Annotated in this window: 19 protein-coding genes and 3 pseudogenes; 12 read left to right on the top strand and 10 right to left on the bottom strand. The window is 58.5% G+C overall.

Translation table 11 applies throughout. The features are described from left to right. Positions 1–23: 23 nt before the first annotated feature. Genes AAFG13_RS37535 through AAFG13_RS37520 form a run of 4 tightly spaced genes read right to left on the bottom strand, consistent with a single transcriptional unit; the run spans position 24 to position 4,535 of the window. On the bottom strand, positions 24–959 hold the full coding sequence (locus AAFG13_RS37535) for an ABC transporter permease (RefSeq protein WP_342710030.1): 936 nt from the start codon (positions 957–959) through the stop codon (positions 24–26). Continuing rightward, the gene (locus AAFG13_RS37530) at positions 959–1,948 is read right to left on the bottom strand and encodes an oligopeptide/dipeptide ABC transporter ATP-binding protein (protein WP_342713487.1); all 990 of its coding nucleotides are present in this window, start codon (positions 1,946–1,948) and stop codon (positions 959–961) included. Before AAFG13_RS37530 ends, AAFG13_RS37535 begins: the two co-directional genes overlap by 1 nt. Beyond that, a complete protein-coding gene (locus tag AAFG13_RS37525; RefSeq protein WP_342710029.1) occupies positions 1,948–2,949 on the bottom strand; it encodes an ABC transporter ATP-binding protein in 1,002 nt (333 codons plus the stop codon). Before AAFG13_RS37525 ends, AAFG13_RS37530 begins: the two co-directional genes overlap by 1 nt. A gap of 5 nt (positions 2,950–2,954) precedes the next feature. Beyond that, positions 2,955–4,535, bottom strand: coding sequence for an ABC transporter substrate-binding protein (locus AAFG13_RS37520; protein WP_342710028.1), 1,581 nt, complete (start codon positions 4,533–4,535; stop codon positions 2,955–2,957). 1,276 nt (positions 4,536–5,811) lie between these two features. Between AAFG13_RS37520 and AAFG13_RS37515 the strand changes: the two genes are divergently transcribed. The 3 genes and pseudogenes from AAFG13_RS37515 to AAFG13_RS37505 form a co-directional block, all read left to right on the top strand. Then, a complete protein-coding gene (locus AAFG13_RS37515) occupies positions 5,812–6,654 on the top strand; it encodes an isocitrate lyase/phosphoenolpyruvate mutase family protein (protein ID WP_342710027.1) in 843 nt (280 codons plus the stop codon). 375 nt (positions 6,655–7,029) lie between these two features. Beyond that, complete coding sequence (locus AAFG13_RS37510) at positions 7,030–7,938, top strand: LysR family transcriptional regulator (RefSeq protein WP_342710026.1); 909 nt, start codon at positions 7,030–7,032, stop codon at positions 7,936–7,938. A 251-nt stretch (positions 7,939–8,189) separates the two neighbouring features. Continuing rightward, a pseudogene (locus AAFG13_RS37505) lies at positions 8,190–8,971 on the top strand (IS481 family transposase); the annotation flags it as partial. A 16-nt stretch (positions 8,972–8,987) separates the two neighbouring features. Here the strand turns inward: AAFG13_RS37505 and AAFG13_RS37500 are convergent. Next, positions 8,988–9,191: a DUF2285 domain-containing protein gene (locus AAFG13_RS37500; protein ID WP_342710025.1), complete on the bottom strand. Its 204-nt coding sequence runs from the start codon at positions 9,189–9,191 to the stop codon at positions 8,988–8,990. Positions 9,192–10,673: 1,482 nt separating this feature from the next. On the opposite strand from AAFG13_RS37500, the gene AAFG13_RS37495 reads away from it, so the two are divergent. From AAFG13_RS37495 to AAFG13_RS37485, 3 genes are all read left to right on the top strand, one after another. After that, a complete protein-coding gene (locus AAFG13_RS37495) occupies positions 10,674–11,150 on the top strand; it encodes an Lrp/AsnC family transcriptional regulator (protein ID WP_342710024.1) in 477 nt (158 codons plus the stop codon). Between the two features lie 671 nt (positions 11,151–11,821). After that, complete coding sequence (locus tag AAFG13_RS37490) at positions 11,822–12,673, top strand: Crp/Fnr family transcriptional regulator (protein WP_342710023.1); 852 nt, start codon at positions 11,822–11,824, stop codon at positions 12,671–12,673. A 247-nt stretch (positions 12,674–12,920) separates the two neighbouring features. Continuing rightward, complete coding sequence (locus AAFG13_RS37485) at positions 12,921–13,955, top strand: hypothetical protein (RefSeq protein ID WP_342710022.1); 1,035 nt, start codon at positions 12,921–12,923, stop codon at positions 13,953–13,955. A gap of 167 nt (positions 13,956–14,122) precedes the next feature. Here the strand turns inward: AAFG13_RS37485 and AAFG13_RS37480 are convergent. Further along, a pseudogene (locus AAFG13_RS37480) lies at positions 14,123–14,249 on the bottom strand (transposase); the annotation flags it as partial. Positions 14,250–14,733: 484 nt separating this feature from the next. On the opposite strand from AAFG13_RS37480, the gene aepX reads away from it, so the two are divergent. The 3 genes and pseudogenes from aepX (at position 14,734) to AAFG13_RS37465 (ending at position 18,153) form a co-directional block, all read left to right on the top strand. Further along, positions 14,734–15,672 carry a phosphoenolpyruvate mutase gene (aepX, locus tag AAFG13_RS37475; protein WP_342710021.1) on the top strand — a complete coding sequence of 313 codons (939 nt, stop codon included), beginning with the start codon at positions 14,734–14,736 and terminating at the stop codon, positions 15,670–15,672. 183 nt (positions 15,673–15,855) lie between these two features. Next, the gene (locus tag AAFG13_RS37470) at positions 15,856–16,644 is read left to right on the top strand and encodes a phosphocholine cytidylyltransferase family protein (protein WP_342710020.1); all 789 of its coding nucleotides are present in this window, start codon (positions 15,856–15,858) and stop codon (positions 16,642–16,644) included. Between the two features lie 593 nt (positions 16,645–17,237). Continuing rightward, a pseudogene (locus tag AAFG13_RS37465) lies at positions 17,238–18,153 on the top strand (IS630 family transposase). Between the two features lie 452 nt (positions 18,154–18,605). Here the strand turns inward: AAFG13_RS37465 and AAFG13_RS37460 are convergent. Both AAFG13_RS37460 and AAFG13_RS37455 read right to left on the bottom strand, forming a co-directional pair. Next, positions 18,606–19,271, bottom strand: a complete 666-nt coding sequence (locus tag AAFG13_RS37460; protein WP_342710019.1) for a DUF2285 domain-containing protein — start codon at positions 19,269–19,271, stop codon at positions 18,606–18,608. A 286-nt stretch (positions 19,272–19,557) separates the two neighbouring features. Further along, positions 19,558–19,836, bottom strand: a complete 279-nt coding sequence (locus AAFG13_RS37455; protein ID WP_342710018.1) for a DUF2285 domain-containing protein — start codon at positions 19,834–19,836, stop codon at positions 19,558–19,560. 361 nt (positions 19,837–20,197) lie between these two features. On the opposite strand from AAFG13_RS37455, the gene AAFG13_RS37450 reads away from it, so the two are divergent. Next, positions 20,198–20,440 (top strand): helix-turn-helix transcriptional regulator, encoded by a 243-nt coding sequence (locus AAFG13_RS37450; RefSeq protein ID WP_342710017.1) that lies wholly within the window; start codon positions 20,198–20,200, stop codon positions 20,438–20,440. A 1,011-nt stretch (positions 20,441–21,451) separates the two neighbouring features. Here the strand turns inward: AAFG13_RS37450 and AAFG13_RS37445 are convergent. Together AAFG13_RS37445 and AAFG13_RS37440 are read right to left on the bottom strand one after the other, a co-directional pair. After that, positions 21,452–22,099, bottom strand: coding sequence for a DUF2285 domain-containing protein (locus AAFG13_RS37445; protein WP_342710016.1), 648 nt, complete (start codon positions 22,097–22,099; stop codon positions 21,452–21,454). A 301-nt stretch (positions 22,100–22,400) separates the two neighbouring features. Further along, positions 22,401–22,670, bottom strand: coding sequence for a DUF2285 domain-containing protein (locus AAFG13_RS37440; protein ID WP_342710015.1), 270 nt, complete (start codon positions 22,668–22,670; stop codon positions 22,401–22,403). A 31-nt stretch (positions 22,671–22,701) separates the two neighbouring features. On the opposite strand from AAFG13_RS37440, the gene AAFG13_RS37435 reads away from it, so the two are divergent. Further along, a complete protein-coding gene (locus tag AAFG13_RS37435) occupies positions 22,702–23,223 on the top strand; it encodes a hypothetical protein (protein ID WP_342710014.1) in 522 nt (173 codons plus the stop codon). Positions 23,224–23,334: 111 nt separating this feature from the next. Then, positions 23,335–23,616 carry a helix-turn-helix transcriptional regulator gene (locus AAFG13_RS37430; protein WP_342710013.1) on the top strand — a complete coding sequence of 94 codons (282 nt, stop codon included), beginning with the start codon at positions 23,335–23,337 and terminating at the stop codon, positions 23,614–23,616. The last annotated feature ends 1,070 nt before the right edge of the window (positions 23,617–24,686 follow it).

The raw sequence follows: 24,686 nt of genomic DNA, 5'->3' as shown, positions 1-24,686 counted from the left end.
GCGTCCGGCGAATACATCCGACATCATGCTCCTCCAGTCGGGCCCATATCGCGCAGACGTGGATCGAGCAGGCCATAGAGCAGATCGACGGTGACATTGGTGGTAATCATAGCGGCCGCTACGACGAGCAGGATGCACTGGACCACGGCGAGATCGCGGCTCATGACCGAGACAACCAGTAGGCTGCCGAGGCCGGGCCAGGAAAATACGCTTTCAACGAGCACCGTTCCTGCGATGAGGTTGCCGACCATGAATCCGACAATCGTCAGCACCGGAATCGCCGCGTTGGGCAGCGCGTGCCGGATCACGACGCCAGACCACGGCACACCTTTGGCGTTGCCCGTGCGGATATAGGGCTGCCCGAGCACCTCGAGCATGGCGCTGCGGGTGAAGCGGGCAAGAACGGCCGCGCCGCCGAGACCAAGTGTAAGGACAGGCAGCACCATATGACGCAAGCTCCCCGCCCCGCCCGAAGGCAGCCAGGCAAGCTCGACCGCGAATGCCAGCACGAGGACGAGGCCAAGTACGAAGGAAGGCACGCTGAAGCCAGCTACGGCGATGGCCATGAGCAGACGATCTGCAAGGCTGCCGCGCTTAAGGGCTGCAAAGACACCGGCCGGGATGCCGAGCAGGAGATTGACCAGGAGCGCTGGCACTGTGAGCAAGAGCGTGACGGGAATGCGCTCGGTAACAACCAAGATGGCAGGTCTCCCGTCGCGCATGGATTGGCCGAGACCCCCATGGACCATCTCATGGAGGTATCTGGCATATTGCGTCCAAAGGGGCGCATCCAGACCCCAGGCCTTTCGAAAGGCCTCGATCGCGACCGGGGGGGCTTCCGGCGACAGCATCGCACGCGCAGGGTCGCCGGAGGCGCGCAGCACGACGAAGGCAAAGGTGACGACCATGGCGATGGTCAGCAGCGCACGTGCCAGTCGCATCGCAACGAAGCGCGCCATCATACCGCCACCTTGCATTGCTGCCCGATGCCATTGAACAAGTGGCAGGCGACCTGTCGCCCCTCTCCGATAAAGGCAAGTTCGGGCGCGATCTGGCTGCAGACAGAATGTGCGGCTGGACAGCGCGGGTGAAAGGCGCAACCGCTCGGCCGTGCAGCCGGATTGGGCGGATCGCCTCTTAGAACCGTACGGTCGCGACGACGCCCCGGCCAGGGCACTGCGGCGACGAGCGCCTGCGAATAGGGATGCAGAGGGTCTCGTAGCACCTGGTCAGGCAAACCTTGTTCCACAATCGCGCCGAGATACATCACGGCGATACGATCACTGATCTGCCGCACGACACGTAGATCATGACTGATGAAGATCATGGCCATGCGCCGCCGCTCCTTCAGGTCGGTAAGGAGGTTGACCACTTGCGCCTGGATCGAAATATCAAGTGCTGAGACCGGCTCGTCACAGATGATGAGGTCTGGATCGCTCGCGAGTGCGCGCGCCAAAACAGCACGCTGTCGCTGCCCGCCGGAGAGCTCGTGTGGATAGCGCGTCCCGTGATCGGGTCTCAGACCGACATCGGCGAGCAGTGCATGGACCCGATCGACCCTTTCGCTGTTGCTGCCGATCCGATGAATATCGAGCGGCTCTGCGATTTGAGTGGCAATCGTCAGACGACGGTCGAGCGCTCCAAGCGGATCCTGGAACATCATCTGGATGCGTGCTCTGAGGCGACGCCAACGGACATGATTTTCGGGCGGCATCGCTTCGCCGCAAAAGGCAATCGTGCCGGCATCCGGCCGCTCCAAGCCGGCAAGCATGCGGCCGGTCGTGGACTTGCCGCAACCGGATTCTCCAACAAGTCCGAGCGTCTCGCCGGTTGTCAACGACAGTGAGAGGCCGTTGACAGCCTCCACATACAAAGGCTGGCGGAACAAGCCCCTTCGCATGCGATAGCGACGGACGAGCCCGTTGGCCTGCAGGAGCGGCGGTGCCATCATGCGGCGACAACCTCTTCGATGGCCGGCTGACCAAGAACGTGCAGGCAGGCGCTCCTGTGATGGTCATGATCACGCACGGCAGTAAGCTCAACGGCTGCTTCGCTGCACTTCTCGAAGCGTAGCTCGCATCGGGGCGCGAAAGGACAGCCCGACGGCAGGTCAGCTCCATTCGGAACAACTCCCGGGATTGCAGCGAGCCTACGCCGCGGTGCATCCAGGCTCGGCAGCGCTTCCAGCAGGCCCCGCGTATAAGGATGCGATGGCTCGGCAAAGAGGCGATCGACCGGCGCTTCCTCGACCACCCTGCCCGCATAAAGGACGAGCACCCGCCGGCAGATCTCGCCGATGATGCCAAGATCATGCGAGATCAGAACCAGTGCCATGCCGGTCTCGCGCTGTATCTGCTGCAGCAGGTCGAGGATCTGCGCCTGGATCGTGACGTCCAGAGCAGTTGTCGGTTCATCCGCGACCAAAACGTCGGGCTGCCCGGCTAGCGCCATAGCAATCATGATGCGTTGGTTCTGACCGCCGGAGAATTCGTGCGGGTAGGCTTCAAGCCGACGCGCTGCGTCCGGAATGCCGACCTGATCGAACAGGCGCCGCGCCTCGGCCAATGCAGCGCCCCGCTCCAAGCCGCGATGGAGCCGCAAGGCTTCGATGACTTGGTCGCCCACTTTATGCACCGGATTGAGCGCGCTTGCCGGATCTTGAAAGATCATGGCGACACGACCGCCGCGAACTTTGTCGAGGCGATGAGCTGGCGCATGAAGGAGCTCCTCGCCGGCCACCCGCACGCTGCCTGATATTCTGGCGTGTTGCGGCAAGAGACCGAGCGCCGCCAGCCATGTTACGGATTTTCCGCAGCCGCTTTCACCGACCATGCCCACCGATTCGCCGCGCCGCAAGTTGAAATCGAGGCCGTGCAACACCGGTACAGCGCCGAATGCGACGCGCAGATCGGAAATCTGGATGATCGGCTCGTTGGGAGCATCCGTCATCGCGATCAGATCCTGTTTACGGTTTGGTTGGACGGACCGAAGTTCAAATCAAGCGTCAGTCCCGGCAACCACGGCAGATCGCGGCGTTTGCCATAGAATTGGCCCGACACGTGCAGTACCGCGCAAGGCGGGTCAACCTCGGTGATGATCTCGAGCATGCGGCGAATGATCGGTCGACGCTTGTCGGGCTCGACAATATCCTGCAGCTTCATGCCGAGGGCGAAGTACTCCTCGTTCTCCCACACGCCAACCAGCTTGGGCAGATAGCCGTTTGGCCCGTACTCGCGCCAAGGATGGCCGAGATGATCAGGGAACAATGCGGTGTTCGAGTGGTCGTAAATTGCATGGACGGGCCTCTCTTCGATCTGGGCGAAGCTTTCCATCATCTGGATCTTCACGTTCAGACCGACCGCCCGCCACATCTCGATCATGGCCTGCGCGCCCGAGATCTGATTGGGATAGTAATTGTTGACCAATCGATAGGTGATCTGTTCGCCCTTGTAGCCGGCCTCCGCAAGCAGCGCCCTGGCTTTTTCCGGGTCGTAGGCCGGCTGCGGAAACTCCTCAATGTAACCCTGGCCGTAGCTTGGCAGCTGATAACCGTTCGGGATTGGCAGCAAGTTGTCCCAGAGGGTCTCGATCAACAGTTTGCGGTCAATTGCCAGGCTCATTGCGCGCCGAATGAGAGGATTCTTCAGCACCGGTCCGGTCTTGTCAAAAACAAGGCTGCGGATGTTCTGCACGGGACCGCCCGAGACTTCGAGGTCAGCTCGCTTGATGATTGCGGCAAACTGGTCTGGTGGAACGTCGGTGATAAGATCAAGCTCGCCGGCAAGTAACCCATTCATACGCGCGGCAAGCTCGGGGATGATGCGGTATTCGATGCTTTCGAATGGCGGCCGTCCGCCCCAATAGGCATCGTTCGCGGAAAGGCTGACGTGGACGTCGAGCTTGTGATTGACGAGCTTATAGGGGCCGCTTCCCACAGGGAATGCTGTCCATCGATCCCAGGAGCCCGCCGCCGTGAAGGCGCGCTTGCTGACAACTTCCGCTCCCCAGGCAGCAAGGCGCTGTTCGAGGAGGGCGTCCCCACCCTTGGCATGAATGACGACTGTGTAGGGATCGATGACCTCGACCCGATCCAGCCGATCGAGCGACTGCAGCGCCTCAGTCATTCCGCTGCGACCGGGCCCCAACAGATGATCTGGACCCAGGCTGAAGGCAACATCTTCGGCGGTCAGCGGCGATCCGTCGTGAAAAGTCGCGCCTTTGCGCAAGACAACCCGCAGCGACTGCGCATCGATTCGTTCCCAGTGTTCCGCCAAAGCAGGCCGCAGCGCCATGCCACGAGCGTGGTCGAAGCCGATGAGCGTATCGAAAAGCTGCGGCATGATCCGTCGTATCGCGGTATCGGTCGCGACAGCTGGGTCGAACGTGCGCGGATATCCGGACATGCCGACCTTCAGCCGCCGGCGTGTCGCAGGCTTCGCGTTGCTCTCGGTACCCTGCGCACCCATGCTGGCAAACATGCCAGCGGCCAGGACGCCAGCAAGGGCCCGCCGTCGCGACAGATCGATACCGTTCATTACCATCTCCCGGATTTCACTCGGCCGCTGAACATCATTCCCTCGTAACCGGGGGCACTTTAGTGTTGTCCACCATCCCGATTGCCATGGCGGGCGACATCCAAATGGTCATGCAATCTTTGCGAACAACCGACATGAATTCTTGGCGATCTCGGTTGGACATGATCATCGATGCACGCGCCGTTAGAAGCTCGACTTGCTACAAGCCGATGACACTCATTGAATAAGTCAATGCTAAGTTGAAAAGATGCGATGACGCATGAAGCTAGGAAACGACGTCTATCGACACCCGTCTGTAGACGTCTCGAATAAGGCGCAACGCGCGCGGCAAACGCACCCGTTCACCTGGAGAACGGTCAGCCGTCACATCGCGTTGCCGGAGCCGGTCTCAACTGGCAGCTGAGCGAGTGGCGTCCGGGCGCCACGTCGACCAGATCGATCTTGGCGAGGTTTCAAGCCCCAAACATGATGATTCCCAGCCGCAATCCGCCATGACAGAGATGAACATCACGCGTACGTACTGGGCCCTCGAGCCCATAGGTTCATTGCATCCGACTCTTTGATGCGAGGTAGGGCGTCACAGGATCGACGCCACCCGCTTGCTGTTACGCCCCCAAGCTTCTACCTGTGATCACGCGCGAGCCTCTGCAATCGGGTGTCCGGCGTGGGGCATCTCTCATGAAAGGAAGTCTACACGGGGTCAGCGGACGTCGTCGGAGGTGAACCTGTCGCGGATTCCGCATCATTCCGCGGCCACGCTTGAGGTCCTGGCCGAGCGCGCTGTCCACTAGCCAATAGGTATAAAGGATGGCGGCAGCCTGCGCAGTTCACAATATTTACCAAGATCATCTCGTGCTCCCCGTGGCACCGACCGGATATGCCTCCTGATCGCCTGCAAAATCCTCACAGCGGCCTACCCGCGGGGTCTCCGCCGGGCGCCCCCGCCGGACATCCTGCTTGAAGCAAAATGCAATACGCCCCCAGCGCGACAATCTGCCCGTCTTTTTACCGCCGGATGGAGTCAGCGTCGTTCAGGACTAGCAACACAAGGCATCGAAATTTTAGCTCGCCCCACTTGATAATGAGATCACAAAATTGGTTTAGCCGGTTTGAGAAGGGATAGCTTGGAAACGGCGTCGTGGCCGCGCGCGATTTGCGCAGTTTGGATACTTCGTCGATCGAGGACTTCACGTCCCAAGATCGGAGTATCGCTGCGCGAGCAGACCTGTTTTGAAAGGTTTTCCGAATGTACCCTGTCAAACGCCTTCGCGCCCGCATGGCCGAGACCGGCCTTGTCCACATCATGGCCGCCCATAGCCCATTTTCTGCGATCCTGGCGGAGGAAGCTGGATTTGATGGCCTTTGGGCCTCTGGCTTCGAACTGGCAGCACTTTACGGGCTTGCAGACATGAGCCTGATCTCGATGACGCAGCATCTGGATATGCTACGGGCGATCGCCGGGCGCACGAGGCTGCCGATCGTTGCCGACATCGATACGGGCTATGGCAATGCGATCAACGTCATTCACGCCATCAGGGAATACGAGCGCGCCGGCGCCAGCGCAGTCGTCATCGAGGACAAGACCTTTCCGAAGGTGACGAGCCTTGTTGCGAATGGGCGCCAGGAACTACTGCGCATTGAGGAGTTCCAGGGCAAGATAGAGGCCGCTGTTGCGACAAAACGGGACCCGGATTTTCTCATCATCGCCCGCACCGAAGCCCTGATCGCGGGAGTTGGCGAGGCGGAAGCTCTGCATCGGGCGAACGCCTATGTGGCGGCTGGCGCCGACATGATCCTGATCCATTCGAAAAAGAGCGACCCTTCCGAAATCGAAAGCTTTTCGCGGGCCTGGACGGGATCGGTACCGCTGGTGATCGTGCCAAACGCCTACCCGGATCTCAATGCAGAGCGGGTCAAGGCACTCGGCAATGTCTGCATGATGATCTACGGCAACTACGGGATCCGCGCTGCGGCTACTTGCATGCAGGAGACCTTCCGTCGGATCATCGCCGATGGCGGCGTCCAGAACGTGCATAAGGATATTCTGCCAGTAGACGAGATTTTCAGGCTTCAGAACATGCACGAGGTCAGGGCCGCTGAAGCTCGCTTCCTTCCCTGAACGCAACCTTTGGTATTCTCCGCAACAAACGAGATTCTCAAAGGGTCCTCGCCCCCGAGCACCGCTCCGGCGCCAGCTGTTGGCAAAGTTTGAGGAATCGGCCTCTCTCATAGAAATTGCAGGCTGTCGAAGCAGGAACAGCCGACCATGCCTATCGGTCGCCTGAAGGTGCATCTTTGAAGAAGCCGCCGACAGCGAACGGAGCTTGCGAGCCAAAGCGTACGGATTGCACCATAAAACCGATTTTATGCGCGGCGCGCCGTCGATAAGCAGTAATCCGGCGAAAGACATCGAATAATGTGATGGAGCATTCATTCTTGGCAAATGGTCTGCCGTCGCAACGAGCAGATATTCCAGAAGCTACCGGAGCAGAAGATGGCCGCCGAATACGATGAAGTGCCCCTCAATGCAATCCGGGCATTTGTGACCATTGCGAGAGAAGGAAGCGTAACGCGAGCGGCTAATGCACTGGGAACAACACAGAGCTCGGTGAGCCGCTACCTGGCCGTGCTGCAGGGCTATCTCGGCACAGACCTCATCGAGCGACGAGGTCGGCGGAGCGAATTAACCGAGTTTGGAAGGGTATTTGCCAACACGGTCGCCGAACCACTCGAAACGATCTGCTTTACCGCGAGGAGAATGCGCCGGCGGAATCGTCCTGACGTCAATCGGATTGTGGTCCGCACGTCGCTTTCTACCTTCGCTTTCTCCCTTTTGATTCCAAATCTCCAAGCATTTTCCGCTGAGGTCGGCGGCGTCACTGTGGATGTCATTAGCTCGCTCTCTCCGCCGACATCTTCGGACGATTTCGATATCTTGATTACGCGCGACCTTTCCGTCATCGAACCGGCAGACAATTGGGAAATCTACAATGAGACCCTCGTTTGCGTAGGCTCTCCAAATCACGTCGCGGGAAAACCGCTCTCAATTGCTCGTTCAATGCCAATTCTGAACATCACATCCCGGCCCGATATACTGCCCACATGGCTGAGGGCGATGAACCTGAGGGTGAAAGATATAAAATCGGGAGCCCGATACGATCACAATTACCTTGCTCTGCCGGCCGTCATGACGGGAAAATGCCTACTGGTGGCGCCTGAAATCATTGTCAGCGATCTCGTGCGCGGAGGCGCGCTGCATGTGATACCGGGATCGCGCACGCCAAGTGGCATGCAGTATCGGGCCTACGCGGTCGATCGCAGCGACAATCCCGAAATTGCGCGTGCCTTCTGCCGATGGGTCGCGCGACTTTGCAAAAAGACTGCACTTCCGGAAGCTGCCTAACAACCTATCGGACGACATCAGAAATTCGATCTATAGATTTGATTTAGAAGCAGTTGCTTAACGTGGGATCGATTGCCCGTTCACGGGACGCAACGAATGGGCCCTTACCTTCGACTATGCCCCTTCGGCGGCCGCGAAGAGCGAGCCGAATGCCCAGAGGATGCCGCGCGCCTCGACGACCTCGCTCAGCTAGATGTCATCGTCGACGGCCGCAGCATGCAGCTGCTTCCGCGCAGAAGGTGCGGAGGGAGTTGCTTGATCGCTCCTCGAGGCCCCATTCATCGCCGAGCCGAACACCGCCCGCCACGTGCAAGGCTGTCGAAGCGTTGCGCCGGCAGCGCCGCACCGGCAAGCAGATCGCAGTCGAGTCGAAGTGTCACCGGCCACCGTCAGCCGCATCCTTCGCCGCTTCAGATTGAGTCGGATGCGCGATCTGGAGCCGGCCGAGCCGACGCGCCGGTACGAGCGCGAGCAGCCCGGCGAGCTCATCCATATCGATATCAAAAAGCTCGGCAGATTCGTAAGACCCGGCCACCGCATCACACACGATCGCCAGAAGGGCGAAAGCCGCGGCGCCGGCCACGAGTTCGTCCACGTGGCCATCGACGATACTTCGCGCTTGGCCTTCTCTCAGATCCGGGGAGATCAGAAGAAGGAGAGCGCTATCGCCTTCCTCAACGACGTCGTCACCTACTACCGAAGCCCGGGCATGATGGTGACCGGCATCATGACCGACAACGGCTCCTGCTACAGTGCCAAGGCCTTCGCCAGAGCGTGCAGGAAGCTCGGCCTCAAGCACATCTTCACCAGGCCCTACAGGCCGCAAACAAATGGCAAGGCCGAGCGATTCATCCAAACTGCGCTACGCGAGGGGGCGTATGCTCGCGCCTACGACACCTCAGACCAGCGCGCCAAGGACCTGCCAATCTGGCTTCACTATAATTGGCATCGCCCGCACGGCAGCCTGCAAGCCAAACCACCAATCAGCCGCCTCGCCCTTCCGGAGGACGACCTCTTGAGATTCCACAGCTAGCCAACCAGCAAACAGCTCAGGACGTGTCGTCCTTATCACGATAGCCGCCTCGCACAAGACGCAGTCCCATCTGGACCAGGCGAATGGTCCGGCTGCGCAGATCGTTTGTTTTCCAACCCCGATCGGGAATGCGGTGCTTGCCCAGAAAGCCGTGCGCGATGTTGCGATAGCTGTTGCTTTCCAGCCACCCGAAACCGGCATGAGGCCTCCACCTCGTCATCCCGCAGTTTGCTTGGGATACAGCCTGGCATGACAAGGCGGACGGTCCCGACCACGCGTCAACGAACGAAATCGCGGCTCGACTCATTTGAGCCAAATCGGATCGGCCTGCGCTTTGATGGCTCGGTACGAACCGTACTATCTCCGCCGAGTAAATCACCGAGGAGGGATGCGCATGCATTTGTCCGATACGTACAGACTTGTGCGTTGATAGCAACAACATCATCGCTCAGAAGTCGAGCTGTCGGGAGCATCCCTTCGCGACTCCGGCAAAATAGGCTACGAGCAGGCTTCAGCCTCCGCCGCTCGCGATTGAATCGCAGGGGACGGGCGGCAGCGGCTGGCCCGTAGGCGATCGCAGTGATGGCCCGCGGTATTCGACGCTCAATTTTGTTTGCTTCGATTCCGACGTTCGGCCGAAGCGAACTGTCTGCACGGCACGAACATCGGCGATGACAAGGTTCCGAAAGAACATTTCGGGTTGCGAACTTCTCCGCGCAACGGTTGGAGATGCAGTAGGTACGATCATTCAGGAGATATTAAGCGGCCCGACACGGCACCCAGGGAGTAGTCCAGGCGATCCGAGCAAACATGCGAGCTGGCCCTCGTCAGGACAATTCAGCTGCACAAGTCATGCCGCCGAGACTCGCATACTACCAGTGCCCGAGATTGCCTTTCCCTCTTGCGATTGAGCCGCATTACGCTAACGGAGACGCTAATTCGATCCAAAGAACGCAGGGTTGATTCGCAGGATGCGCGTCATCCTGCAGATAAATCCAACAACGTGCCTGGGACAACGCGTATGGGAGGACGCATGCAATATTTTAGAGTTCAGAGCAGTTCGGGCGACAGGGACCACGAGGTACTCGCAGTTCGAACGGACGACCAAGTACGAACGAGCTGCGCGTGCGATGCTGCAAAGAACGAGGGGCACTGCAAGCACCGCATCAATCTTCCTGAGGGGACGACACCAAACGAGCAGGAGCTGAGCGGCGGCAATCCCGCTGATGCGGCGACGTTGCGACAATGTTGGTAGGGGCGCCGCTTGGGAGGGCTCTGTCAGCTGTTAGCGAGCTGAAGGGCAAAATCGAGGCTCTGAATGTGCGCCTTTCAAAGGTAAAAAAGGCGCTTAGCATCCCGCTTGTCACCGGGCGAATACTTGGCTGAGCCCAATCACGATGCTGTCTCCACACGAATTTGCAACGCGGCGCGCTTGGTTGTGTTTCAACTTCGCTTTGGTTCACATCCCCGTCGACAACGAAAGCTCAAGCCACGTCCGAACAGCTGCCGCGCTTGCTCCGCTCACTGGCTCGCAGCATCCGAACGCTGCCGTCCTCGCCCTTGTTCGGATATTGCGACGCGACAGGACCAGCCGAAGTTGGGGCTTTGTCACAGACGCTTTCCTCGTATTTTTTCACCCTGGAGGATTTGCTGCGCTGAGTAGTCATCTCGCGGCGAAATTCACCTCAGGCAGGAGGTGATCATGCAATATGATCGGATAGATGCCCGCATCCTCGAGATCGTGCAAAAGAACAACCGTCTAACTTCAGATGTGATCGGCGAGATGGCCGGGCTTTCTCCTACCGCGTGCCAACGACGATTGAAGAGGCTCCGCTCGGAAGGCATCATCCAGGCGGATGTGTCGATTGTATCGCCGAAGGCGGTCGGAAGACCTATTCAAGTGCTTGCGCTAGTGACGTTGGAACGGGAAAGTGCCGATATCATCGATAGGTTCAAGAAAGCTATCAGATCGTCAGTCGACGTCGTCAATGGCTTCTACGTCACGGGCGATGCCGACTTCGTCCTGTACATTACCGCGCCGACCCTGGAGGAGTACGAGCAGTTCACCCGGCGCTTCTTCTATGAAAATCGCGACATCAAGGGCTTCAAGACGATGGTCATATTGGATCGCGTAAAGGTAGGCTTCGCTATTCCAGTTGAGCTTCCTTCGGGCGATTGATCGCATTGATGCAGGCGTCTCGCCCCGACAATCGAGGCGCTGACTTAGCCGCTGGCCCTCACGCGGCCTCTTGATGATCTCAATCACGCACGTATCGAGCAGGACACACAATTTCAGGGCGGCGCGCCATTGTGCGTAAATACTCGATCCCAAGTGCAGGTGAGCGGCCGTCACGAGGAACGCATCGACATCTTAGCGAAATGGCCTAACGATCGCACGCCTTTTTGAAGAAAACGCCACGCTTTTTTTCGATAGGTCGGGAGGCGACTATCAAGACTTGTCTCGCTTATTACTGCAGCATTGAAGACGGCAGACCATCGATCTGCGCAGCTTCTCACCCCTCAAATCTGTGGATGATCGAATGATGCGGTCATCCCGCGCTCGCAACCGATATAGGCCTCGATCATACCGACAATGCTTGTGGGCGCAGTCATCGTCGCGGTAGTAACAAGGTACAAATCCAATAATGTGGCGCCGATCGTCCTAGCCGAGGCACGCATCCCGTTCGGCTTCGCTGAAATTCGTCGAAGACAGGCCTCTCAACGCAGGAACGGAGCGTCGATGCGACCCTCGTCGCACCAATCGAGATGAAGATGTTGTTACAATCTCAATCAAGTTCTCGTTACGGCAGCGCGCAGACTAGCAAAAGCCGCCTACCAGGAAGAGGGGCCATGATTGATCGCGTGCCCGCCGTCCCCGAAGCGCTTGACTATTCCGCAGATACAGCTCTCAAGCAGCGGCCCGGCACGCGGCCGTTGCTTCACCGGCCTCCTGCGCCACGTCCTACGAAGCAGCCCTTTGCGAAGAACGTGATCTTGAAGAACGTGATCCTGGCGCGTCTTTCCGTGCAACACCTCGCGGCAATAGCGGAGTGCCTTGAACCGATCACCTTGAAAGAGCGCATGGTTCTGCAAGAACCAAAACGGCAGGTCGAGCACGTCTACTTTATAGAGACGGGCCTCGTCTCGCTGAGAGTTAACGCCGCGGGACGCCTGCTTGAAACGGCAATCATAGGATATCGGGGCGCGGTTGGCGCTTCGTTTTTGAGGTCGAGACATCTTTCGACGCATCAATCGGTGGTGGTCTTCCCCGGAAGCGCCCACAGAATCCGGGTTGAGGATTTGCGTCGCGTGATGAAGGCGCATCCTGAGATCCGAGAACATCTGTCTAAGTACGTTCAAGCGCTCACATTTCAGTGCGTCCAGACAGGATTATGTGGGGTTCGGCATCATCGTGAACAACGGCTTGCGAGTTGGCTGTGTCTTGCGAGTGACGCTGTTGACGCCTGCATGCTGCCAGTTACCCATGATTATCTTTCCTTAGCACTGGGGATGCGCCGCGCCGAGGTAACGGAGACATTGGCCAGGTTCGAGGAGCAAGGGCTGATTCGCAAGATGCGCGGTGTCGTGCAGATCGATCAACACAAATCGCTCGGGGAAACCGCATGCTGTTGCTACAAGCTCGTCTCGGGTGCCTATGCCTCCCCATCGGTCCGCCCCCTCATCAAGGAACAGACGAGCTAGCAACGCGCGAGAGGCAGGTCTGCGCCAACTCTTCGGTTTCTGTGACACCAATTGCTGAGGCAATCCATCAATTCGTTCGAGAAAGGTCGACAGGGTCAGGAATGATTCCGGGACAAGGTGATCGGTCTCTTCCGTGACGGTTACGCGCTCAGAGTGAGCTTAAAACGGTTGGGGGGTCGTGGAGATGGAGAGCACACCTTGGGTCCATGCGAGAGGCGATCTTGCGTCCATGCGGCGAGGGGCCGCGATGTTCTTGGACGATTTAGCCGCAAAGATCTCCACCTATGGCTCGGCACATCGGCAGAGCTGGGTTACAAGATGGACAGAGATTGGAGATGCTCAGTGCCTCCGTGCTGACCTGAAGATCAAGCAGATGGCCTTCGATGAGGCGACCGAAGCTTGGCTTTGTGGTTTAACTGCCTTTGAAGTAGCCAGGCGTCTGGTTGGTGACGGCGATCCGAAAAGAGACGACATTTCCGCGAAAGCCGAGGCCAACATAGAGAGGTTCGGACCGTCTCTGCGGCAAAACGTTGAGCGTGTCGAAATTACATGCTACGACGAGGCAGGCTTTCAAGCGTATTATTCTCCCGCCGGCAATCACGATTCACGGGCGCCGGCAGTCGTTTGCATCAGCTGCGAACAGGAAAGCGCAGCAACGCTGTTCGGCAGGCTGTTGCCCGCGGTGGTTGGCCGGGGCATGTCAGTTCTGGCTGTCTCCCACGATGACGTTGCGGGCCGGCCGGATATCCAACCGGGTCTTTTGCTGACCTGCTGCCTGGATTATCTTGTAGCTCGGTCCGACGTTGATGCCGCTCGCATCGGCATCTATGGAGAAGGCCTATCGGCTGCTCTTGCGACTGATTTCACAGCCTCCGATTGCCGCCTAGCTGCGGCTGTTTGCGACGGCGGCCTTTGGGACTGGGCGCGAATGCTGGCATCTGTCGGCTGTCTGACAAAGGTTGCCGACGAGGACGGAGTGTCGAGGCTTCGCTCACGCTTGGCGCGACGGTTGAAATGCCCAGTACTCGTAGTGGCTGGTGGACGCGGCCTTGTCAGCATGTCGGAGGCGCTTAAGCTTCAGGCTGACTGCTCGGCGGAGCACGTCGACATCGATTTGGCCGCACCGTCGATATTCCGGGTCGCGGCCGAAGAAGTCGAAAATTTCGTATCGTCGGATGAGTGCATCTTTGGATGGCTAGAGCGCAGGCTCTCACAATCCAGCTGCGCATGGGCCGGTCAAACGGAATTCGTTAGCGGTCCCGTCATTAGGCCGACGACATGAGAGTCGCTCAATCCTTCGAACCAAAGATGAGACGCTTGAGCGAGAAATGAGGAGAACTGCTTCCGCAGTGTGCCTTGTCGGTGTGGAACACGTACTCGATGTGAGGTCCTCGTCGATTTCCATGAGATCCGCCTGAATTGCCCTACGCCGCAACACCCGCAGATGGCCTGCCGGCTCCAGCGATTGAAGCGATTGCAAATCGTCGTGTAGGGACCGAATTCCGGCGGACAATCGTGCCAGCGCGCGTCCGATCGCAGCATATGCACGATCCCGCCGATCACCCCCGCGTCGATCACGTGGCCGCCCAGGGCGGGCAAGGCGCTTCGAGTCCGCGTCACTAAACCATTATAGTTGCTTGCGCCTCAAGCTCGCCTCTATCGGAAGCCTTGAGTCACGATTTAGCTCGCCTGAGAATCCTTATTGAGAACAGGCTCTCGCGCCAGACCCCTAACGCAAGTCAACCGCGCTATACGCTCTGGCACGTGTTAACCTTGGCAAACGAATAGATAAAATTGTTTAGAACGGCACATTGATACTTCGTTCTGGAGCAACTTCATTTCGTACGCAAGCGCGGCGTTGCACCTCTGAGCGACGGGCGGTCGTCCAACCACCGGAGGTAGAATAAGTGCCTAGCGCAAAATCCCATGCCGCATCCATAGCGAGATGCCGCGTTGGTCTGCGCTGGTCAACTGCCAACTCTGGCAATTGATCGAGAGGACAGAAACATATCACCTGTCAAGTGACGAACGTCGGCCGGTCAGCGGCTAAGGGGTCCGGCATGCAAGACCATTCACAATCTCTCCTCGCCGACGGCATTGATCAATGCGCTGATTCCTCATTCGCTGACACACTCCGCGCTCAGGTCTGCTCCAAAAACACACTCTCGTTCCTGATGGAGGCGCATGACGGCCTCTCCGCGACGATCGCTCAGCGCGCAGGTTTCAAGGGCCTCTGGGCATCAGGTCGATCGATTGCCTCCTCTCTAGGCTACCGCGACGCCAACGAAGCATCGTGGGGTCAGCTTGTCGATGCCGTTGAGCGGATCGTGGACTCGGGCCAGCTTCCGGTCCTGGTCGACGGAGACGGCGGCTTCGGGAATTTCAACAATGCTCGCCTGCTAGCCCGCAAACTGCATCAGCGCGGTGCTGCCGGCGTCACGCTCGAGGACAATTGTTTTCCGAAGATAAATTCTTTCGTCGGCGATCGGCATCCTCTCGCCGATATCGATGAGTTCTCTGGTCGTTTGCGCGCCGTGAAGGACACGGTCGCGGACGATCTCGTGCTCGTGGCCCGCATCGAGGCCTTAATCGCCGGCCACGGACTATACGAAGCAATTTCACGCGCTCACGCTTACGCTGAGGCAGGAGCCGATGCGATCCTCATTCACTCGCGAATGAGCTCTGCAGATGAAATCCTTTCGTTCACGCGCACCTGGCAGAACAAGTTACCGGTCGTTGTTGTTCCAACAACATACTACCGAACACCCACTTCTGAGTATTGTCGTGCCCGTATCTCCACAGTCATCTGGGCCAACCACTCCATGCGCGCCGCATTGGCATCAATGCGGCAGGTCTGCGATCGCATATTTGCTGACCAGAACGCTACGGACGTCGAGCCCGACATCGCGACACTCGACGATGTCTTTAACATGATCAATTACAAAGAGCTTGCTAGCGCTGAAGCGCTATACCTTCATCCTGACAAGTTAAGGCAATAGCCAACTGCGTTCACGCCCCTTCTGGGAAGGCGACGCCGGCCGCCGGCGCCGTTAACTCGCTCCGCTCCCCTTCAATGCATGGCTCGTTCACGGTTCTGATGAGTAAGACTAGGTCCTTGCGCGCCGACATCCCCTGATCGCCTCAAACGAAACGAGATATTCCCGACGGCAGAGCGAACTCAAATGGCTATCAATGCTCCCAAAAACGCGATCATTCTCGCCGCTGGCCTTGGCTCTCGCCTGCGACCGCTAACGGATCTACGGCCGAAACCTTTGGTCGAGGTCAACGGCACGGCTATCCTCCATAATGCGCTTCGAAGTCTGGACGCTGTCGGCGTGGAAGAGGTGACGATCGTCGTCGGTTACCGCAAGGACGCTATTGAATACGCGTGCGGTCGCCGTTTCGGCACGCTTGAGATCAATTACGTCGACTCCCCGGCCTTTGACAGTACCGGAAGTGCGTATTCGCTGTGGCTTGCGCGCGACACATTGCTATCGGGCGACTGCTACGTTCTGGAAGGAGACGTCTTTTTCGAGCTGGATGTTCTGCGCTACTTGATGAAGGGCGACGCTCCTGATGCAGCTGCCGTGGTGCCCTTCAATGAAATGATGGAAGGATCGGCCGTTTTAATGTCGGATACTGGCTTGATTTCCGAATTCCGGATGAAGCAAACAGCGGAAAACCTCGTTGTCGACGGTCCAACTCTCTACAAAACGATGAATTTGCTGCGGTTTGCCGCCTCGACCCTCAGGGGCACGATCGTTCCAGCTCTCGACGAAATCATCGCCTCCGGCGCCACGCGATCCTATACCGAGGAACTCCTGGCTTATTTGATTGAACGACGCGGACTGCAGCTTGCGGGGGCGCGGTGCGATGGTTTGAGGTGGTATGAGATCGACACTCCCGCCGATTGGCGGATCGCCGAGAGCATATTTGCGGGCCGACCAGCATTGCCGCCACCACCGACTTAACAGAAAAGCTGAGAGGATCACTGCGTGGAGATCCTTCAACCCTGCCAGTTGTTGGCGACCTTAATGGGCTCTCTCCTCCTCTGCCCGCCACCCTTTGAGATCGAGACTGCACTGAACGCGGCGGAAAGGCCAGAACAATGTAGAGCAAGCCAGCTGAGGCTCGGGCGGTTTGCAGTGATCCCTAAACGCTTCCGGACCGATAACGCAGGTCCGCGTATATCGGGGAGACGTGCGGTTGGCCCTCAAAGGTGAGCTGGGGGTCGACGTTGCGGCGATGCTCTGGACCTCACGGCGCCCAATAGTCCTTGTCGGTGGCGAAGGCGGCATTATCGCGATCAGACTGCAGGATGTCTCACACCCGGCCTGCACGTGAACACGCCTGCAAATGATAGAAGCCGGCGACCAGAGGGACGCCCTCGATGCCTAGAGAGCATTTTCCGACCGGAATGAATCGGTTGGGGATTCCCAAAAGGCCGCGAGCCAGATTCAGGCTGCATGCTGGCGAAGGAGGTCAGCATGTATGACCAAGGCGCTTTCGGTCGATCTTCGCTATAGCGCGACAATCTGGCTGGGAATACGCACTTCCATCCTGATTGCCGCGCGGCACTTCGCCAAGGGTGGTAGCCGCGATTGACGGTGGCCTGTCCTGTCGACAGGCTGCCGAGCGCTTTGGTGTCAGCGCGGCCAGCGCGATCCGCTGGCGCAGTCGCCTCAAGGAAGTTGGCGACATCGTTCCTAAACGCCAGGGCGGTGACCGCAAATCGCAGCGCATCGAAGCCCATTCGCAGTTGATTTTGGACGCGGTGACAGCGAAGCTGGATATCACGCTCGCCGAGTTGCAGGAACTGTTGAAACGTCGTGGAATATCGGCCGGCATCGCGTCGCTCTGGCGTTTCTTCTAGCGCAGAAAGATCACACTTAAAAAAAGAACGGCGCGGCGATATAAATGCTGGGCGTGAGGAGTGGTTCGAAGGGCAAATCGATCTTGATCCTGAGCGTCTCGTCTTCGTCGACGAAACCAGCGCCAACACCAAGATGGCACGGCTTTACGGGCGCTCGCCGCGCGGCGAACGATGTCGTGCAGTCGTCCCACACGGGCATTGGAAGACGACGACATTCACCGCTGGATTGCGCTCCGACGGTCTGATCGCGCCGCTTGTTCTGGACGGTCCAATGGACGGCGACGCCTTCCTGGCCTACGTCGAACAATTGCTGGCCCCATCGCTGCGGCCGGGCGATACCGTTATCATGGATAACTTGCCCGCTCACAAGGTCCATGGCGTTCGAGAGGCCAACCAGGCGGTCGGAGCAAGCCTGCTCTATCTCCCGCCCTACAGTCCAGACTTCAACCCGATCGAAATGGCCTTCTCTAAATTGAAGGCGCTGTTGCGGGCCGTGGCAGCCCGTACCATGCCCGATCTCTGGCAGGCAATCGCCAACGCTCTCAAACGCTTCTCACCCCAGGAATGTCAAAATTATCTCGCCGCAGCTGGCTACGACGCAACGTGATCGGAAAATGCTCTAGTTGCACCTGAAATCATTGTCAGCGATCTTGTGCGCGAGCGCGCGTTGCATGTGATACCCGGATCGCGAACGTCCAATGGCACGCAGTATCGGGCCTATGCGGTCGACCGCAGTGACAATCCCGAAGTCGCGCGAGCCTTTGCCGATGGGTCGCCCGGCTCTGCAAAAAGGCCGCGATTCCGGAATCTGCCTGACCTCGCATCAGGCTATGTCAGACAGGTGGTCAATGGATTCGATGGCAGACGTCCGTTCAAGTGGCGGGAATCGAGTGGTGCAAACCAGTCTGCACTTTTCACATGCGACGGTAAGGCCAAGTTCCGCCGCCGCGAGGACCGAGCCAAAGTGAGGGTCCAAAGGATACCGCGCGCAATGATGGGGTCCCTGGCCTAATCCGACATTTCGGAGGCCAGTTGCAGCCAACCGATCAGCCGAGCCGCTCATGACGCGTCGTGCTTGTCTTTGCTCTTGTGACGGAGCAGTGCACGATAGCCGCCCCGTATGAGACGTAGCCCCATCTTGACGAGACGAATGGTCCGGCTGCGCAGATCGTCCGTTTTCCAGCCTCGATCGGGAACGCGAAGTGTGCCAAACAGGCCTTGCGCGATGTTGCGATAGCTGTTTCCTCTCAGCCATCCATCCGCTGCTCGCATAGCGAGGATGAGCCGCCGCCGGGCCAGGATCGATAGAGCAAGCGGGGGTGGTCCGAGGGGACGCTGTTCGAGCGCCAGCCAAAATCGACGCGCTGCCCGCAGACGAATGTCGAAATCGCGGTCGAGCGGCAACTCGACCGCAACCATCGATCCGCGCGGTGGAAGCTCTCTTAGCCAAAGGCGATGCTTTACCGCTCCGATCGGCACGATGGCATGCCATCCATCGGGCGCATGACGAAGCTCGCCGCCCGGTAGTTTGGCAATATCCAGGTCGTATTGTTTAGATGCCGCCGGAGAGACAACTTCGCGGACGGGTAGCACGGTCGACAGCGCCTCAGGCGCCCAGAAAATGGCCTGTTGGTCGAACCTCTTTTGCGGATCAGCGGCGAAACGAAAGCCCCCACTTCCGGCGGAAGTGCTCCGCCATCGCGCTGGATCGTTCGCTGCCGACAAAGATTCTATAGTCTCTCTGGTACTCCCGATTACGGCGAAGCCACTCCCAAGCTATGTCCGCCGCTTCTACTTTCCTGGCATCAGGATATGCTTGCTCTGATCTCCAATCAGCACTTGCCATCAACTGTTTTCCCAGTGCATTTCACGCAAGGGGAATTGCAGCTCAAAAAATGTGACGAATTGTGGCGTGCTTGTGCGTTTGCTCGTTGTTGATGCACTTAATCGATGGAACGCCCTACTTTTGCGATTGGACCTCAACACGAAGTCTTGTTCGTTCTAAACGCACTCACTGTTCACTCTTCGGCCAGCCCCGGCGCAGGAGATCACGATAGCCGTGCCGCGCCATCCACTTGGCGCGAGCCAGATGACTGTCGAACGCACGGCGGGCGCGATCCGGTTCACGAGCTGGATCAATACAAAGCACGATGCGCGCGACTTCGCGCCAATCCGCGTTGTCGGCTTCGGCATCGAGGAGACGCATGTAGGTGGTGGGGTGTTGCTCGTCGTAGGGCGTGAGCTGGGGCGCGTCGGGCGCTACATCTGCGATCTTGGGAACGGGCGGCACGGCCTGAAACTCCTATTAAATTGAAAAGGCTATGATAGCCGAACTCAGGGTCTCTTCGTAGCGATCCGAATGTCGCACTGCAGGCCAATCTCCCAACAGACCGTCAGGCTGCGGCTGGCGGCGATCCGAGCGCGGCGGCTCGTGTCGCTCATTTCGATTTCGACAACCCGACCTTTCTCAGACGACGTTTGATCACAGTCCAAATTGCTCGAAGCTCGCAACCAGCAGACTTGGCGTCCCGCATGGTTCAGCTTCGTTTCTTGCTTACCAAGCGGGGTAGCCGCGTGGGCTTTCCGTTCATAACGTGCATGGGATGCCATTTTGTTAAGTATATCGAGGTGCAGTATATCGAGCAAGCGGCATGCTTTGCCGCATGGACTTGCGGGAGACATTCGCGAATAATTTACGCCGTCTGCGTAATGCGAGGGGATGGTCCCAAGACGAGCTTGCCCTGGAGGCCAGAATAAGCCGCAGCTATTTGAGTCAGCTTGAAAAGGGCGCGTACTACGTCAGCATAAAAGTCATAGGCCGCCTTGCCGACAAGCTCGACGTTGAACCAGATGAGTTCCTGAAACGGCCGGCAAAGAGGGGCCGCGCCAGGTAGGCCAAGCCCAATATACGCCTGGCCCCGATCCTTGTGCATGGCGTTTGAAGGCCGACCTAAATGATTTCTGGCGGTCGCGTATTAGGCTTTCCCGCGGCGAACATGGATTCGCAATGTGCCGAGTGCGGGCGCGCCTTCGATGTGACTTTGGCGTGGTCGTGACGATCTGTGTGGCGACATCGGCAAACTTGCCCAAGGTAGGAGATTGCCCCGGGCCCGACCCCGCGACGGGGCCGGTACGTCTCTGGCCGCCACGGGCTTTTCGCTCCATCGAAAGAAGCCAAAATTTTATCGACAGAACCAAGGTGGCGCGGATGATCGCCGCCGAAATACGGGTCGGCGAGGTCTGCCAGCTGGACACCGTGGACGTCTCGCTGGATGCGGCAAGCCTCAGCATTTTGCAGAAAAGGTTCCCGCGATCGCGTCGTCTACGCGACGAACATTGCTCGCAGGAAAGATCAGCATAAGCTCATTGGCGCATTACTCGCTTATCGGATCACGGGGCACTGCTCCTTAATGAACGAGGTTTTCGGCGCGGTCCGCTTCGAGCTTACAAACTTGCTCGGATCGAGAGCATCAAGCGCCACATTGCACCTCACATGCTTTGTCAGGCCGCCGCGACACGACTAACTGAGAGCGGCATCGATATTCGCATCTTCAACGCTTTTGGGGCATTCCAGCATCACTCCAACGAGGGCTGCATGCACGTCTTTGACGAAGCGCTTCGTCGCCCCCTGGAGCAAGCTAATGTCATCGGCACTCTGGCGGCCCGAGCGCAGGGGTAACCGCACCCGGCTGTGCCTGCCAGGAGGGACTGAGGCCGCGCATTTGCCGCCGAACTGCAACTCCTCCGCAGCGGGGGCAGACAGTATGAAAACAATTGGACCAGCTTCGCGGTGATAGGGACGGACGAAACGCCATTTATCAGCAACGTCCAAAGTGTGACGTGAATGACAGTGAGCGAGGATCTGCATACACGGCGAAAGGCGGTAGCTCGCGATCGGCCAGAGCTCAGGACGCATCGTTCCTGTCTCTTCCTTTGTGACGGAGCAATGCACGATAGCCACCCCGCATGAGACGTAGCCCTATCTTGACCAAGCGAATAATCTTGCTGCGCAGACTGTCCGTTTTCCAGCCTCGATCGGGAACGCGATGCGCGCCAAACAGGCCTTGCGCGATCTGGCGATAGCTGTTTCCTTCCAGCCGTCCATCCGCTGCTCGCATAGCGAGAATGAGCCGCCGCCGGGTCAGGATCGGTAGAGCAAGCGGGGGTGGTCCAAGGGGACGCTGTTCGAGCGCCAGCCAAAATCGACGTGCAGCCTGCAAGCGAATATCGAAATTGCGGTCGAGCGGCAGCTCGACCGCAACCATCGATCCGCTCGCTGGAAGCTCTCTTAGCCAAAGGCGATGCTTTACCCCTCCGAGCGGCACGATTGCATGCCATCCATCCGGCGCATGACGAAGCTTGCTGTCCGCGAGTTTGGCGATGTCCAATTCGTATTCTTTGGACGCGGCCGCAGAGACAGCCAGCACCGTCGACAGCGCCTCAGGAGCCCAGAAAATAGCCTGTTGGTCGAACGTCTTTTGCGGGTCAGCCGCGAAACGTAAGCCCCCACTTCCGGCGGAAGTGATCCGCCATCGCGCTGGACCGTCCGCCACGGACGAAGATTCTATAGTCCTTCTGGTACTCCCGATTACGGCGAAGCCATTCCCAGGCTATGTCCGCGGTCTCTGCTTTCCGGGCGTCAGGATATGCCTGCTCTGATCTCCAGTTGGCACCTGCCATTGTCTCATTTTCCCCGTTCGGTCACGCAAGAGGAATTGCAGCCCGACAAATGTGACGATTTCTGGTTGTGCCAGTGCGTTTGTTCGGTGTTGATGCACTTAATTGATGGAACGCTCTACTTTTGCGATTGAACCTCGACACGAAGTATCGCCCGTTTCCAAACGCATTCGTTACTCACTCTTTAGGTCCCCCGCGCAGGAGGTCACGGTAGCCGTGACGCGTCACCCATTTGGCGCGAGCCAGATGGCTCTCGAAAGCACGGCGGGCGCGGGCTGGTTCTCGGGCGGGATCAATACAAAGCACGATGCGCGCGACCTCGCGCCAATCAGCCTTGTCGGCTTCGGCATCGAGGAGACGCATATAAGTGATGGCGTGTTGCTCGTCGTACTGTGTGAGCTGGGGCGCGTCGGGCGCAAAATCTGCAACCTTGGGATCGGGCGGCACGGCTTGGAACTCCTACCATACTGAAAAGACCATGATAGGCGAATTCAGGTGTTTACGTAGCGATCCGAATCATCTGAAGGAAAATTTCCTGCCAAACGTCTATTCATTGGCTGGCACAAGATACCCTGGCGCTGCGACTCCTGTCGTTACTTCCAACGATATCGCTCCAGAGCACGATGAACGGACGCTGCGTCCGGCATGGGTTCGCTTCTTGCTCGCCTGGCGGGACCGGTGCGTGCGATTTAGCGGCATTACACGAGCCTCGCTGGTCGATATCTTGGCTGCGACTACTTCTATTCTCACTTGCGAACTCCAGGCGACGGGCTTTGCGATCTGGTGGCGCGGCTGCGAAGCAATCCGCGATAGCCGTGGTCGGCCAACTATTTTGCGCGCCAAATGGCTATCGAACGCTCCGCGAGCGCGCGCTCGCCATCTGGATCGATCGTCAGCATCATCCGAGCACCTTATCGGCTTCCACATCAGGAAGTCGCCGATCCTCGTCGTGGGTCGTCAGCACCGGCTCATTTGGTGCGACGACGTCTGGATCCATTGAGGGCTTTCTCATTGAACCTTGCGCGGGCTCATCTGCACCCTGGACGAACTTAACACAATAGTATGGCTATATCCAGTGGTTTTATGGTCTTCCGAATGGCTGCTTTGGCGCATGAAAGCTCGTGCGCTTGTGGCCTGGAATGTGCGCCGGATCCGCGTAGATCGCGGTATTTCGCAAGAGCAATTGGCATACGATGCCGGCATTGACCGCTCCTACATGGGCAGTCTTGAGCGGCTATCGGAGAATCCGACAATTGATCTCCTGGACCGTATCGCCGAAACGTTAGGTGTTCATCTGTCCGAGTTCTTTGTTCAGCCGCCCAAAGGAGCGACGACTCCCAGAACCCTTCCCAAGGGTCGCAAGCCGGCGCCTCCACGTCGCAAGAAGAAATAGCACTCTTCACATGACGGCCACTTGATGGCACCAGCCTGCAGCAGGACCGGCGACAGTTCGGCTTGAGTTGAACGTTGCAGAGCCATGAGCCCGTCAAGCTAAGGAAGCAGAAGAGCTCACGCAGAACAAACTCTCGGGAGCCGTCCGCTTCACTCAACAACACTATCAGCGATTTGGATCGTGGTTGGCACATCCCGCTGCCGTGACGCGATGATTTTACGCGAACGGCTCTACGGCTCGCAATGTGCCGCGCATTACGCTATTGCCTGATCAGGACGCCTGTCAAGCATGAAGGTATTATTGGATATCTTGGCGCCAAGATACGACGATATGGGCTGGTCGCGGTTCCGCGAGCCTGGGAGGAATGTTGTTGGCCCTGTCCTGCTCTTAGAGCTCAGCGATAGTCTGCACACAACGGGAAGAGCTCACACATCACGCCGTCTGAAACGTACGAACAATTGATCTGCCTCCTCCCTGGCATTGTCCCTATTTCCAGTTCGCGATAAGGAGAAACAGCCAATGATGGAAGCCTTGGGTAGATAGCCAAATGAGCATCTACAGCGAGGCCGTATTGAGATGGCGCGCGAGCATTTCCCTCCTGGGGTTCGGCCGTATCGGCTTGGAGGCCGAGCGCCGCTGTCCGCACGCGCAGCGGGGCGTCGCCTACGACGCGGATGAGCATAGGCTGGACAGCGTCTACGGCCGTCGGGCAGCCTTCGACAACCTGCCCTTTCGAGTGAACCACAGCCAAAGGGGGGCTCTGCCGGTTGCGTTCTGCGGCAAGTGCGCGCCATCTGGACTGACTGCGAGGCCCACGCCTTCCGCCACGAAGTCCGGCACGCGGCGCCCGTCATCGACGGCTCCTTGGAGCTGTTGGAAGGTGCTGTGCAGAGTTGCGCGATCACCGGGCTAATACTGGTCCAACCCGCCTTTCTGCACGGTGATCCGACAGAGCTCTTCGCCCAGGCAAGCGTGGCTCGAATGCCGGTGAAGCTCATTCCGCCGTTTGTGCAACCACGGGCGCCTGAGGTCCTGGAGCAGTGGGGTCGACCATGCGCCGTTGGTTTGTA

Source organism: Bradyrhizobium sp. B124 (assembly GCF_038967635.1).
Taxonomy (GTDB): Bacteria; Pseudomonadota; Alphaproteobacteria; order Rhizobiales; family Xanthobacteraceae; genus Bradyrhizobium.
This window is presented reverse-complemented; position numbering and strand designations above follow the sequence as displayed.

Coding starts and splice junctions, on each gene's coding strand:
- AAFG13_RS37535 (WP_342710030.1), bottom strand. CDS start 959: ATGGCGCGCTTCGTTGCGATGCGACTGGCACGTGCGCTGCTGACCATC.
- AAFG13_RS37530 (WP_342713487.1), bottom strand. CDS start 1,948: ATGGCACCGCCGCTCCTGCAGGCCAACGGGCTCGTCCGTCGCTATCGC.
- AAFG13_RS37525 (WP_342710029.1), bottom strand. CDS start 2,949: ATGACGGATGCTCCCAACGAGCCGATCATCCAGATTTCCGATCTGCGC.
- AAFG13_RS37520 (WP_342710028.1), bottom strand. CDS start 4,535: ATGAACGGTATCGATCTGTCGCGACGGCGGGCCCTTGCTGGCGTCCTG.
- AAFG13_RS37515 (WP_342710027.1), top strand. CDS start 5,812: ATGGCCGAGACCGGCCTTGTCCACATCATGGCCGCCCATAGCCCATTT.
- AAFG13_RS37510 (WP_342710026.1), top strand. CDS start 7,030: ATGGCCGCCGAATACGATGAAGTGCCCCTCAATGCAATCCGGGCATTT.
- AAFG13_RS37500 (WP_342710025.1), bottom strand. CDS start 9,191: ATGACGAGGTGGAGGCCTCATGCCGGTTTCGGGTGGCTGGAAAGCAAC.
- AAFG13_RS37495 (WP_342710024.1), top strand. CDS start 10,674: ATGCAATATGATCGGATAGATGCCCGCATCCTCGAGATCGTGCAAAAG.
- AAFG13_RS37490 (WP_342710023.1), top strand. CDS start 11,822: ATGATTGATCGCGTGCCCGCCGTCCCCGAAGCGCTTGACTATTCCGCA.
- AAFG13_RS37485 (WP_342710022.1), top strand. CDS start 12,921: ATGTTCTTGGACGATTTAGCCGCAAAGATCTCCACCTATGGCTCGGCA.
- aepX (WP_342710021.1), top strand. CDS start 14,734: ATGCAAGACCATTCACAATCTCTCCTCGCCGACGGCATTGATCAATGC.
- AAFG13_RS37470 (WP_342710020.1), top strand. CDS start 15,856: ATGGCTATCAATGCTCCCAAAAACGCGATCATTCTCGCCGCTGGCCTT.
- AAFG13_RS37450 (WP_342710017.1), top strand. CDS start 20,198: ATGCTTTGCCGCATGGACTTGCGGGAGACATTCGCGAATAATTTACGC.
- AAFG13_RS37435 (WP_342710014.1), top strand. CDS start 22,702: ATGATAGGCGAATTCAGGTGTTTACGTAGCGATCCGAATCATCTGAAG.
- AAFG13_RS37430 (WP_342710013.1), top strand. CDS start 23,335: ATGAAAGCTCGTGCGCTTGTGGCCTGGAATGTGCGCCGGATCCGCGTA.